Source organism: Myxococcus sp. CA056 (genome assembly GCF_013336715.1).
In the GTDB taxonomy this organism is placed as follows: Bacteria; Myxococcota; Myxococcia; order Myxococcales; family Myxococcaceae; genus Myxococcus; species Myxococcus llanfairpwllgwyngyllgogerychwyrndrobwllllantysiliogogogochensis.
This window is the reverse complement of sequence record NZ_JABUMT010000003.1, coordinates 389,317-401,109: the sequence shown is the minus strand read 5'-3', so window position 1 is coordinate 401,109 and position 11,793 is coordinate 389,317. Positions and strand designations below refer to the sequence as shown.

Genomic DNA, 11,793 nt, shown 5'->3' with positions numbered 1-11,793 from the left:
GTCAGCCCTGGGGGCCGAGGTCCGGGTGGGTCGTGCTGACGGCGGTCCTCCGTCCCGAGACGAGGGCCTCGATTCCGACGGCGACGAGCCCCGGTACCTCCAGCGTGGGCAGGTGGCTGACGGCGGGCAGCCTCATGACGTGGAACCACGGATGGGTGGCGGCGAAGGCCACCTGGGTCTCCAGGTAGTCGTGCGTGTCCGGCTGCGAGTACAGGTGCAGCGTCGGCGTCGCGGGGCTCAGTCCGGCGAGTGCGCGAAGCGGTGAGCCCTCCCGCGAGTAGGCGGCGGCGATTTCGCGCGCGGCCCGGGCCCACATCTCCTCGGAGAACTCGAGCATGTCCTCATGGACGGCGCGCAGGACGTCCTTGTTCTCCACGCCCCGGGTCCACTGCTGGAACAGCTCGTCGCGCGTGCGTCCCCAGCGCTCCGACATCAGGCCCCGAAGCGTCGCCAGGAAGGGCGGGGGCGGCTCGGTGACAATCCAGTCCAGCACCACGAGCTGGGGGATTCGCTCCGCGCCCAGCTCGCGCCGCAGCTCCAGCGCCAGGAAGCCCGCATGGGAGATGGCCACCGGCACCACCTGCCGCGCGCCGCTGGCGTCAATCACGGCGAGCAGGTCCTCGAGCACGGTGTCGCTGTCGAAGTCTTCGTCACCGTGTTCGGATTCTCCGTGGCCGCGCAGGTCCACGCAGAGCACCCGGTGTCGCTCGGCACAGAGGGTGACGAGAGGACTGAAGATGTCGCGGCGGGTGCACCAGCCGGGAATGAAGAGCAGCGTGAGCGCTCCCTGGCCGACGTCGTCGTAGCGAATGCGGGCACCACCGGTGGAGCGCACCTCGGGCATGTCTCCCCCTGTCGAACGAGGCTTCTTTCCTCAGGTGGACATGCGCCGGGGGCGTGGCAGCAGGCGGGCGGGGAAGGGATGGAGGCCCGGGCCGCTCGGACTTGCCGGGGCGTCCCGTCAGAACGTCAGCAGCGTCGTCACCTTGTCGCGCCCCAGGCGCTGGGGGCCCTCGAGGAAGTCGAGGCTGATGAGGAAGCTGAAGCCCACCAGCTCTCCGCCCAGTCGCTTCACCAGCTTCGCGGTGGCCTCCGCCGTGCCACCGGTGGCGAGCACGTCATCCACCACCAGCACGCGCTCGCCCTGGAGGATGGCGTCCTCGTGCATCTCCACGCCATCCGCGCCGTACTCCAACGAGTAGCGCTCCACGATGGAGCGGTGGGGCAGCTTGCCCGGCTTGCGCGCCGGGACGAAGCCCGAGCCCAGCGCGAGGGCGATGGGCGCTCCGAGGAGGAAGCCGCGGGCCTCCACGCCGACGACCTTGGTGATGTGCTGGCCCCGGAACGGCGCGGCCATGGCGTTGATGACCCGGCCGAACAGGCGCGGGTCCGCGAGCACGGGGGTGATGTCCTTGAAGACGATGCCCGGCTTGGGGAAGTCCGGCACGTCGCGCAGGCGGGCATTCAGGTCTGCGACGAGGGTGGTGTCGGTGATGCTCGCGGCGGGCAGGCTCATTCGAAGACCTCCGGGTTGACGCAGTGGGGTGGCCGCCGTCCCTCCAGCGCGGCCAGCAGGTTGTCCACCGCCATGGAGGCCATGCGCCCCCGCGTCGCATGTGACGCGCTGGCGATGTGCGGCGCCAGCAGGACGTTGGGCAGGGTCATCAGCGGGCTGTCCGGGGGAAGGGGCTCGGGCTCCGTCACGTCCAGGGCCGCGCCTCCCAGCCTTCCCTCGCGAAGGGCCTCGACGAGGGCGTCCTGGTCGATGACTCCGCCTCGCGCCGTGTTGACGAGCAGCGCCCCCGGCTTCATCGCGGCCAGCTCCGCGCGTCCCACCCAGTGCTTCGTCGCGGGAGTCAACGGGACATGCAGGGTGAGGATGTCCGCTTCGGCCAGGAGCGTGGCCTTGTCCACCTGGCGGGCGCCCGTCTGGGCCTCCAGCGCCGGTTTTGGCTCGCGGCTGACGTACAGGATGCGCATCCCGAAGCCCCGGGCCCGCCGGGCCACCGCCGAGCCGATGGCCCCCGGGCCGACGATACCCAGGGTGGCGCCGTACACATCCGTCCCCAGGAGGAGGGTGGGGCTCCAGGTCTTCCACTTGCCCGCTCGGACGAAGGCGTCCGCCTCCGCCACGCGCCGGGCCAGCCCCAGAATCAGGGCGAAGGCGAAGTCCGCGGAGGTCTCCGTGAGGGCGCCTGGGGTATTTCCCACCGCCACGCGCCGCCCGGTGCAGGCGGGAACGTCGATATTGTCGTAGCCCACGGCCACGTTGCTGACCGCCCGGAGGTTCGGGGCGCAGTCAAGCAGGCGAGCGTCCACCCGGTCCGTCAGCAAGGTGACGAGCCCCTCGCAGAGGGCCGCCTGGGCCATCAAGGTGTCACGGGAAGGTGGCAGTTCCTCCTCCCAGACGGACAGGTCCACGAGCCTGCTCAGTCGGCCGAGGGCCTCTCCAGGGAGCTGGCGGGTCACGAAGACACGGGGGCGGACGGTCCGGGCCATGGCGAGCGTTGATGGTCTCATAGCCTGATGTCGGTGGCTGCTTCCGCTGGCCGACTCATCCACATTTCCCGCGAGCGGGAGCCCTCTTGCTGTGCTAGTGGCAGGGGTTCCCCGGCGCTTAGGAGCCAGGGGCCTGTGCCAGCCGTGCAATCCACCGCCGACATCCGAGACGCCCTCCCTCCTCAGGACACCCAGTGGCTCAGGGCCCTGAAGGCTGAAGTCCAACCCACCATCTTCAAGAAGGGCCGAGAAGTGGCGGAGTCCCGCCGCGTCTTCGGGCTCCAACGTGAAGGGGACCACATCCGCGCGCAGGTCGCCTCCTCCACGGGCGAGCGCTATGAAGTCGTGCTCGCGCTCGGAGACGGTCGAGCCACGTCCACCTGCACGTGTCAGTCGTGGAACGTCGATGGTCCCCACTGCAAGCATGTGGTGGCCGCCGCGCTCATCTATGCCGCGCGTTTCCGGCCGCCTCCCCGGCCCCAGCCGGTGGTCGCCGCGCCTGTCGAACCCACCGCGCCCAACGGAAACAACGAGGTGGTGGACAACGAGGTCCCCGTGGAGCCGGAAGGCCCCGTGGTGGACGCCGTCAACCTGCCCGCGCTCGCGAAGGTGGAGAGCTGGCTGGGCCTGTCCTCGCAGCCGGACTATGAGTTCTTCTACCGGCTGACGGCGGCGAACACGAACTCGGGCAGTCGCCAGTGGGTCGTGGACGTGCGTCGGCAGGACGCGCAGACCAAGGGGCCCATCCACGTCAAGCGGACCCTCCAGACGGGGGGGCGCATCTCCCCCGCCGACGAGCGCGTCTTCATGGCGTTGTCGCGCCACGAGCATCGCTACGACTCGCGCATCGTCCTGTCGGACGAGGAGTTGAGCGAGGCGATGGACCTGCTGCGCCAGCGGCGGGTCATCTACCGGGGCACGGCGCTCATCAACACGGAAGTGCCCATCCGTCCGCAGATTCGCCTGGAGTCCCGGCCGGACGGCGCCACGGCGCGCATCGAGCTGCTCTTCCCGGACGGGCTGAGCTACTCGCTCAAGGACGTCATCATCCTGTCGGGCCGGCGCACCTGGGTCATCCAGGCGCAGAACCTCCACCCCGTGGAGCCCGACTTCCCGCCCCGGCTGCTGCGCAAGTGGCTGCTGGAGCCCAGCATGTCCTTCCCCTCGGGACAGTTGGACCGGGTGCTGACGTTCTTCGCCGCGCACCTGCCGCGCTTCCGCATGTCGTTGAAGGCGGACGACATCGAGGTGGACGAGGCGGTGGAGCCGCACTTCGTGCTGACGCTCGAGGGCACTCCGGAGCGCGTGAAGGCGCAGCTGGCCGCGCGTTACGGGCAGACGACGGCGCCGGTGTCTCCCACGGCCACGCACCTGGGCTACGCCAGTGGCGTGGGTGGGGACAGCCGCAAGTTGTACCGTCGTCGTGAGGACCTGGAGCGAGCCGCGGGCAAGCTGCTGTTGGACCAGGGCCTGCGCTTCGAGCCGCAGGCGCAGGTGTTCGACGCGACGGGCGACGTGGCGCTGGAGTTCTGGGCGCGCGGGCTCGCCTCGCTGCCGGCGGAGTGGGAGCGCTTCGGCGTGCAGGCGCCCAAGGTGCGGCTGCGCCCGAAGCTCAAGCCGCGCATCCGCGTGGGCATGAGCGGCGTGCAGTGGTTCGACCTGGACGCCGAGTTCGTCACGGACGACCAGGCGGTGGACCTGGGCGCGGTGCGCATGTGGCTGGACTCCGGCCGCAAGTTCGTGCCGCTGAAGGACGGCTCGTTCGCTGAAGCGGACCCGGTCGAAATCAAGCGCGTGGCGGACCTGCTGGAAGAGGCGGGTGCGCTGCCGGGCCGGTCCCGCACGCGGCTGCCGTTGCACCAGGCGGTGGCGTTGGACCTGCTCGCGGACCTGGGTGAGTTCACCGAGGTGGAGGCGAAGGCCCGGCAGGCGATGCTGGAGCTGCGCGAGACGGCGGGGGTTCCGAAGGTCGCGGTGCCCGACGGGCTCCACGCCACGCTCCGGCACTACCAGGAGGCGGGCCTGTCCTGGCTCTGGTTCCTGCGCCGCCATGGCCTGTCCGGCATCCTCGCGGACGACATGGGCTTGGGCAAGACGGTGCAGTCGCTCAGCCTCCTGCAGAAGATGGCGAACGAAGAGGGGCGCAAGCCGTCGCTCGTCGTGGCGCCCACCAGCGTGCTCGCCAACTGGGAGCGCGAGGCGGAGCGTTTCACCCCGGGCCTCAAGGCCATGGTGTGGCACGGGCAGGACCGCAAGGAGCGCGCCGAGGACCTGAAGGGCATGGACCTGGTCCTCACGTCCTACGCGCTGGTGCGAAGAGACCTGGACCAGCTGTCCCAGGTGGGCTTCCGCTTCGTGATTCTGGACGAGGCGCAGAACATCAAGAACGCGGACAGCGCCACGGCGCAGGCGTGCAAGTCGCTTCCGAGCGACACGCGACTGGCGCTCACGGGTACGCCGCTGGAGAACCGGCTGTCGGAGCTGTGGAGCATCTTCGACTTCCTCATGCCGGGCTTCCTCGGCAGCGCGGACAGCTTCAGCGACAGGTACGAGCAGCCCATCCAGGTGGCGAACGACGCCTCCGCGAGGGACAGGCTGCGCCGGCGCATCCAGCCCTTCATCCTGCGTCGCCTGAAGACGGAGGTGGCCAAGGACCTGCCGCCGAAGACGGAGAGCGTCGCCTGGTGCGAGATGGAGCCGGGTCAGGCCGCCCTCTATCGCGAGGTGATGGAGGAGAGCCGCCGCAAGGTCAGCGAGAGCATCGAGAAGGTCGGCTTCAAGCGCAGCCGCGTGTCGATTCTCGCCGCGCTCATGCGGCTGCGGCAGGTGTGTTGTGATCCGCGCCTGCTCAAGATGCCCCCGGGCACGTTGTTGCCGCCCAGCGCGAAGGTCGAGCGCTTCATGGAGCTGGTGGAGGACCTGGTGGCGGAAGGCCACCGGGCCCTGGTGTTCAGCCAGTTCACGGAGATGCTGGAGCTGCTCAAGCAGGAAGCGGACAAGAAGGGCCTGCGCTACCTCTACCTGGACGGTCGCACCAAGGACCGCATGGGCAAGGTGGACGAGTACAACCGCCCGGACGGACCGCCCCTGTTCTTCATCTCCTTGAAGGCGGGTGGCACCGGCCTCAACCTCACCGCGGCCGACTACGTCATCCACTTCGACCCGTGGTGGAACCCGGCCGTGGAAGACCAGGCCACGGACCGTACGCACCGCATCGGTCAGACGCGCGCCGTCATCAGCTACAAGCTGATTACCCGCGGCACGGTGGAGGAGAAGATCCTCTCCCTCCAGCGTCGCAAGCGAGACCTCGCCGCCGGAGTGCTCGGTGGAGAGGGTGACGAGATGGCGAGGACCCTCACCGAGCAGGACATCCAGGAGCTCTTCACCGAGAGCCAGTCCTGAGACGGAGGGGAGGGTTGGGGTTCCAACGGAACTCCGCCCTCCCCCCGCCCGCCATCCGTGCGGCTGACCAGAACGCCTGTGCAGTGTCAGTGGGACCTGCTAGGGTGTTCAGTGCCAGGGCCGTCGTACGGACATTGGAGGGCGCGCGTGCTGCTGGGTCTGCGGATTTCGAACGTGGCGGTGATCGAGGAGGTGGAGGTGGCGTTCGGAGCCGGCCTCACCGTCCTCACGGGTGAGACAGGTGCGGGCAAGTCCATCCTCGTGGATTCATTGGGCTTGCTGCTGGGAGGCAGGGCGGACGCGGATGTCATCCGCGCCGGCTGCGAGGAGGCGTCCGTGGAGGGCGTCTTCGCACGCACGCCGGTGCTGGGCGCGCGCCTGGAGGAGCTGGGCCTTCCAGACTTGGGCGAGGAGGTGCTGGTGCGTCGCGTGTTGGGGCGCACCGGAAGGGGCAAGGTCTACGTCAACGGCGCCCTCGTCACGGTGGGGGTGCTGGCCAAGCTGACGCGGGGGGCGGTGGACCTCGCGGGGCAGCACGAGCACGTCAGCCTCTTCGACTCGGGCCTGCACCGGGTGCTCCTCGACAGGTACGGGGAGGTGGAGGTGGCGCTGGCGTCCTACTTCGGGGAGTACTCCGCGCTGCGGGAGGTGGACGCGCGCATGGAGGCCCTGGGTGGGGACGAGGCGAAGGTGCGGGAGCGCGCGGAGTTCCTGCGCTTCCAGCTCGACGAAATCGCGCGCATCGACCCGGAGTCGGGCGAGGACGTGAAGCTGGACGTCGAGCGCAAGCGCCTGTCGAGCGCGGAGAAGCTCAAGCGCCTGGGGGCGGAGGCGGAGCTCCTCGTGGCGGGGGAAGAGGCCTCGGCGCTGGAGACGGTGGGCCGCGCCCTGGGGCTGGTGCACGACGCGGTGAAGTTCGACGCGACGCTGTCGCCGGTGGCGCAGTCGCTGAGCACGGCCCTGTCGGAGCTGGAGGAGGCGCAGCGGCGGCTCAACCGGTACGTGGAGGGGCTGGAGTCGGACCCGACGCGGCTGGCGGACGTGGACGAGCGGCTGGATGGCCTCAAGCGGCTGTGCCGCAAGCACGGCGCCACGCTGGACGGCGTGCTGAAGAAGCGCGGCGAAATCGAGGCGGAGCTGGGCACGCTGGAGAACCGCCAGGAAGTGCTCGAGGAGCTGGCCACGGAGCGGCGCAAGGTGGAGGAGCGCGCGCGCAAGGCGGCCCGGGTGCTGTCGAAGGCCCGGACGACGAGCGCTGTGGAGTTCTCCGCGCAGGTGCGCGAGGGCCTGGGGCACCTGGCCATGGGCAAGGCGGCCTTCGAGGTGCGCGTGACGCCCGGGGAAACGCTGCGTCCGGATGGCGCGGACGAGGTGGAGTTCTTCTTCAGCGCGAACCCCGGTGAGCCGGCGCGGCCCCTGGCGAAGGTGGCCTCGGGTGGTGAGGCGAGCCGGTTGCTGTTGGCCCTGAAGCGGGCCCTGGCGGGCAGCGACGCGTGTGGCTGCTACGTGCTGGACGAGGCCGACGCGGGCGTCAGCGGCGCGATTGCGGACGTGGTGGGGCGGATGATCAAGGAGGTGAGCGGTCACCGTCAGGTGCTCTGCATCACCCATCTGCCCCAGGTGGCGGCCTACGCGGACGCCCACCTGCTCATCCGCAAGGCGGTGAAGGCGGAGCGAACCGTCTCCCAGGTGACTGTTCTGGCGGCGGGCGCGGACCGCACGCGGGAGCTGGCCCGGATGATGTCCGGCGTGGAGGTCACGCGGGAGGCGCTGGGGGCGGCGGAGGCCCTGGTGCGCTCGGCCCACCGTTCCCTGGGGGCACCGAGGACCCGGCGGGAGTCCGGACCCGAGGGAGGACCCCGTGGCCGCCTCCGAAGATTGGCTTGACGCGCTGCAAGGTCATCCGTGTCCTTGCCCCATCGGTGGGTCTCACATAGCATCATTGGTGTGTCCAACACCGCAGGGCTGACCGCGGCCTCCCGCCTCAAAGTCGTTTCCGCTGGCCTGACGGACGTCGGGCGGAAGCGCAACCACAACGAGGACAGTTTCCTCATCGACGATGAGCTGCAGCTCTACGTCGTGGCGGATGGAATGGGCGGCCATGCCGGCGGCGGTACCGCGTCGCGCATCGCCGTCGAGACCATCGACAAGGAGCTCCGGCGGGCTCGGGAGGGAAAGGACAATCCGTTCCTGTCCGTGCCCAACCTCCAGGACTCACCAATACCGGAGGCCCTGCGCACGGCCGTGGAGAAGGCGTGTCTCGCCATCTACACGGCGGCGCAGGAAGACCCGCGGCTGTCCGGCATGGGCACCACGGTGATTTCCCTCGTGGTGCGCGATGAGCACGCCTTCTTCGCCCACGTGGGTGACAGCCGCGCGTACCTCATCCGGGGCGACCTCATCCAGCAGATCTCCGAGGACCACTCGCTGGTCAACGAGCAGATCAAGGCGGGGATGATCACGCCGGAGGAGGCCAAGCACTCCCGCTACAAGAACATCATCACCCGCTCCGTGGGCTTCGAAGAGGAAGTCCAGGTGGACGTGATGGGGCTCGTCTCCGAGCCCGGCGACGTGTTCCTGCTGTGTTCGGACGGCCTGGCCAACATGCTTGAGGACCGCGAAATCCACGAGGTCGTGGCCCAGGCGCAGAGCTTCGAGGACGTGCCCAAGCGCCTCGTCGACTTCGCCAACGAGCGTGGTGGCGACGACAACATCACCGTCATCGTGGTGCGGGTCGCCCCCTGAGGCACCCGGCCCCGTGGCCGACAAACACCTCGTCAGGTCACTGTTGACCTTGACACTCTTGGAAACTGAATGGTAGCTGCCCAAACGTTTCCAACCCTGGCAGACGTCGCCGGGAGACGAAGCAGGCGGGGTGTGGCGGTGGGGGGAGGTGTTGGGCGACACGGAGCGACTTAGCTTCTGGCGCCGGATGTCCCACGCAAGCAGGGAGCTGTCCCGTGGCGAAAAAGTCCTTCACGTTGATGGTGATCCCGGACCATGACGCGCCGGTGAAGCGGTACACCATCCAACGCTCGTTCCTGATGCAGGTGGGGATGGGGTTGATGCTGGTGGTGGGACTGAGCGCGGGTGCGAGCATCCACTACTTCCAGGTGGCGGCGGACGCCTCCGAGAACCGCATCCTCCGCGAGGAGAACCTGACGCTGCGCTCGCAGCTCAAGTCGGTGCGGGAGCGAATCGAGCACATCGGCTCCACGTTGGACCGGGTGGAGCGGTTCGACCAGAAGCTCCGGGCGATGACGCTGCTGTCGGACCCGCAGCGCAACCTGGCCATGGGCCCCACGGAGCCGGAAGCGGGCACCCAGGTGCCGACGACGGACACCCAGTTCACCCAGCTGACCACCACCGAGACGCCCAAGCTGCTGATGGGCCGGTTGGACAAGCTGAGCGCGGAGGCCACCCGTCAGGAGCAGAGCCTCCAGGAGCTGCAGGCGTACTTCCAGGACCAGAAGTCGCTGCTCGCCTCCACGCCGTCCGTCTGGCCCGCGCGCGGCTGGGTGACGAGCGACTTTGGCCAGCGAGTGGACCCGTACACCGCCGACCGCGTCATGCACGCGGGTCTCGACATCGCCGCGCCCCATGGCAAGGAAGTCTTCTCGCCGTCGGACGGCACGGTGGTGTTCGCGGGCCTGGAGGGCGGCTACGGCAACGTCATCGTCGTGGACCACGGCTACGGCATCAAGACGCGCTACGGCCACCTGGCGAAGATGCTGGTGAAGGCGGGAGACCGCGTGAAGCGCGGCTCACTTATCGCCGCGGTCGGCAACACGGGCCGCTCCACCGGACCGCACCTGCACTACGAGGTCCGCGTCAACGGCATCCCCCAGAACCCGCGCAAGTTCATCCTCGAGGAGTAGTCCTCGGAGTGCGCGGTGCCTCCCGGGCCTGGCTCGGGAGGGTGGTTGCGGGTGTTGAACCCCAGGGACGTCGGGCCTTCTGGCTCGCCCCTGGGACGCAAAGTCCCGCTGGCCTTCCTCAACGAGAGAGCGTGGCGGGCCCTGGGATGGATGCGTCCAGCCGGAGCCGTCGCTGCTGGAGTCCATCGGCGCGTCCACTGCGCTGCATGACGTGGGCGCGCTCCAGCTCGGCCCAGAGCAGCGGGCCCAGCACCTGCCAGTGCGAGGGCGAGTCCACCGTCACCTCCAGCAGGCTCACCGTCCAGCTCGGGGCGTCCGTGTCGGGCGTGCCCTCGGGGAGCACCCGGCGCACGTCGCGTGAGAGGCGCTCGTGGGTGGGGCCGGCCAGGTCCGCGCTCACGGTGAGCTGTGAGGTGGGCACCAGCAGCGCGGCGAAGGCGTCCGGGTGCAGGCGAATCACCTTGGCGCCCGGGTACTGCGCGGCGAGCGACTCCACGGTGGCGCGCAGAATCGCGTCGCCAATGGCGAAGCCGAAGCGGGCGTTGAGGGAAATCATCTCCTTCACATCCGCGATGACGGCGCCCACGCGCCAGCCGTCATGGTGCGCATGCGTGGACAGGTCGTACTCCTCTTTCAGGAGACTCCCCTGGGTGAGAGCGGGGACCTGGAGCGCGCCCGTCTTCGGGTCCGGGTGGCCGCGACGGGCCTGCTCGGCCTGGAGGAGCACCTCGACGGCGGCCTGCACGGGCGCCTGGGGGCTGCGGGTCAGCACCCAGGGGTGGAGGGCGATGAGGGCGGTGGCGGTGGCGTCGTCGAGCGGATAGGGCATCTGACTCGCTTCTCTAGCGCGTCGCGAGGACGCGCGCAGGGGCTTCCCGTCAGCGCAGCCGGTGGGCCGTCACCGTCACTTCATCCCGGTCATGGTAGAGCTGGCGGACGGTGAGGCCCTCCCAGCCGCCCTCCTCGACGAGCGTGTGGCGCACGCGCAGGAGGACCGGGTTCTTGTCCTTCATGGGCAGCTTGATGTTGGCCACCAGGTGGCTTGCCCAGCCACGGCGCCCCCACTTGGCGAGCAGCTGGGCCACCTCCAACGGACGCCACGCCATGTCGCAGAAGAGCCAGTCGGCGGGCTCCTCGGGGGCATAGGAGAAGGCGCTCTCCTGGATGTGCTTCACCCGGCCATTCGAGGCCAGCTCGGGCATCAGCTTCGCCGGGTCCACCGCCACCACCTTCGCGCCCCGGGCCACCAGCCGCTGCGTCCAACCCCCGGGCGCCGCGCCCAGGTCCACGCAGACGTCGCCGCGCCCTGGCTCGAAGGCCAGGCCGTCCAGCGCTTCCTCCAGCTTCATGGCGGCGCGCGAGGGGGACTCGACCTCCCGGCGCATGCGTCGTCGCCCTCCGGGGGCCAGGGACAGGGCTTCGCGCGCGGAGACCGCGCCCACGGCCGTCACGCCGTCGGGTGCCACGCACAGCGTCACCAGCCGGGCGCCGGACTCCCGCGCCCGCGCCGCGTCGTCGAGCAGCCGCTCCGAGGGCAGCCGCGTGCGCACCGCCGCCTCCAGCGCCTCCGCCACGGCCGCCAGCGTGTTGCCCCGAGGGCTGTCGGGCGTGAAGGACTGGAGGACCCAGGGGGCCGTCCCCGGCAGGGAGATGATGGCCCGGGCCGCCGCGTCCGCCTGGACGTCGGGCGTTCCCGGAGGCAGCGAGGCGACCACCCGCCAGGCGGCGCGGGCGAAGGCGGGAGCGAGGCCCGGCTGCGAGTCGCTCTCCACCAGGGCCTCTCCAAGCAGGCGAGGGGCCATGCCCGCCCAGGCCAGCTCCTCGAAGAGGTGGGGCTCGAACCCGGCCCGACAGGTCCACAGCCAGCGTCCCACCTGGGGCGGCTGCGTCTGTGCGGGCATGGGGGGAACGCGCGCCCTCGGGGGGGCGGGGGGAGGGGGCGGCGCGGTGCGTGCAGGGGCCGACCCACCCTGGGTGGGGGCGGGCTTGCGGTGGGCGGGCGGCGCCGGGCGGC

The 11,793-nt window shown here is 70.1% G+C and carries 9 protein-coding genes; 4 read left to right on the top strand and 5 right to left on the bottom strand.

The annotated features are described in order from the left end of the window. Position 1 precedes the first annotated feature (1 nt). From HUA76_RS16130 to HUA76_RS16120, 3 genes are all read right to left on the bottom strand, one after another. Complete coding sequence (locus tag HUA76_RS16130; RefSeq protein ID WP_174453326.1) at positions 2–844, bottom strand: alpha/beta fold hydrolase; 843 nt, start codon at positions 842–844, stop codon at positions 2–4. 117 nt (positions 845–961) lie between these two features. Continuing rightward, entirely contained in the window at positions 962–1,516 is a 555-nt protein-coding gene (locus tag HUA76_RS16125) for an adenine phosphoribosyltransferase (protein WP_141641066.1), read from the bottom strand. After that, entirely contained in the window at positions 1,513–2,499 is a 987-nt protein-coding gene (locus HUA76_RS16120; RefSeq protein ID WP_174461379.1) for a D-glycerate dehydrogenase, read from the bottom strand. The genes HUA76_RS16125 and HUA76_RS16120 overlap by 4 nt, the downstream gene beginning before the upstream one ends. A gap of 135 nt (positions 2,500–2,634) precedes the next feature. Here HUA76_RS16120 and HUA76_RS16115 point away from each other — a divergent pair, with 135 nt between their 5' ends. The 4 genes from HUA76_RS16115 to HUA76_RS16100 all read left to right on the top strand — a co-directional run bounded on the left by HUA76_RS16115 (position 2,635) and on the right by HUA76_RS16100 (position 9,779). Further along, entirely contained in the window at positions 2,635–5,901 is a 3,267-nt protein-coding gene (locus HUA76_RS16115; RefSeq protein ID WP_371745475.1) for an SNF2-related protein, read from the top strand. Between the two features lie 147 nt (positions 5,902–6,048). Further along, the gene (gene recN / locus HUA76_RS16110) at positions 6,049–7,788 is read left to right on the top strand and encodes a DNA repair protein RecN (RefSeq protein WP_141641068.1); all 1,740 of its coding nucleotides are present in this window, start codon (positions 6,049–6,051) and stop codon (positions 7,786–7,788) included. A gap of 60 nt (positions 7,789–7,848) precedes the next feature. Then, positions 7,849–8,646 carry a Stp1/IreP family PP2C-type Ser/Thr phosphatase gene (locus tag HUA76_RS16105; RefSeq protein ID WP_141641069.1) on the top strand — a complete coding sequence of 266 codons (798 nt, stop codon included), beginning with the start codon at positions 7,849–7,851 and terminating at the stop codon, positions 8,644–8,646. Positions 8,647–8,861: 215 nt separating this feature from the next. Further along, positions 8,862–9,779: a M23 family metallopeptidase gene (locus HUA76_RS16100; protein WP_141641070.1), complete on the top strand. Its 918-nt coding sequence runs from the start codon at positions 8,862–8,864 to the stop codon at positions 9,777–9,779. 118 nt (positions 9,780–9,897) lie between these two features. Here the strand turns inward: HUA76_RS16100 and HUA76_RS16095 are convergent, their stop codons facing one another. Together HUA76_RS16095 and rlmM are read right to left on the bottom strand one after the other, a co-directional pair. Beyond that, positions 9,898–10,608: a diguanylate cyclase gene (locus HUA76_RS16095; protein ID WP_174453328.1), complete on the bottom strand. Its 711-nt coding sequence runs from the start codon at positions 10,606–10,608 to the stop codon at positions 9,898–9,900. 49 nt (positions 10,609–10,657) lie between these two features. Further along, positions 10,658–11,680, bottom strand: coding sequence for a 23S rRNA (cytidine(2498)-2'-O)-methyltransferase RlmM (gene rlmM, locus HUA76_RS16090; RefSeq protein ID WP_174461378.1), 1,023 nt, complete (start codon positions 11,678–11,680; stop codon positions 10,658–10,660). Positions 11,681–11,793 lie beyond the last annotated feature (113 nt).

Excerpts from the sequence above, each read along its gene's own strand:
- HUA76_RS16095 (WP_174453328.1), bottom strand. The coding sequence starts at position 10,608 with ATGCCCTATCCGCTCGACGACGCCACCGCCACCGCCCTCATCGCCCTC.
- HUA76_RS16125 (WP_141641066.1), bottom strand. The coding sequence starts at position 1,516 with ATGAGCCTGCCCGCCGCGAGCATCACCGACACCACCCTCGTCGCAGAC.
- rlmM (WP_174461378.1), bottom strand. The coding sequence starts at position 11,680 with ATGCCCGCACAGACGCAGCCGCCCCAGGTGGGACGCTGGCTGTGGACC.
- HUA76_RS16130 (WP_174453326.1), bottom strand. The coding sequence starts at position 844 with ATGCCCGAGGTGCGCTCCACCGGTGGTGCCCGCATTCGCTACGACGAC.
- HUA76_RS16120 (WP_174461379.1), bottom strand. The coding sequence starts at position 2,499 with ATGGCCCGGACCGTCCGCCCCCGTGTCTTCGTGACCCGCCAGCTCCCT.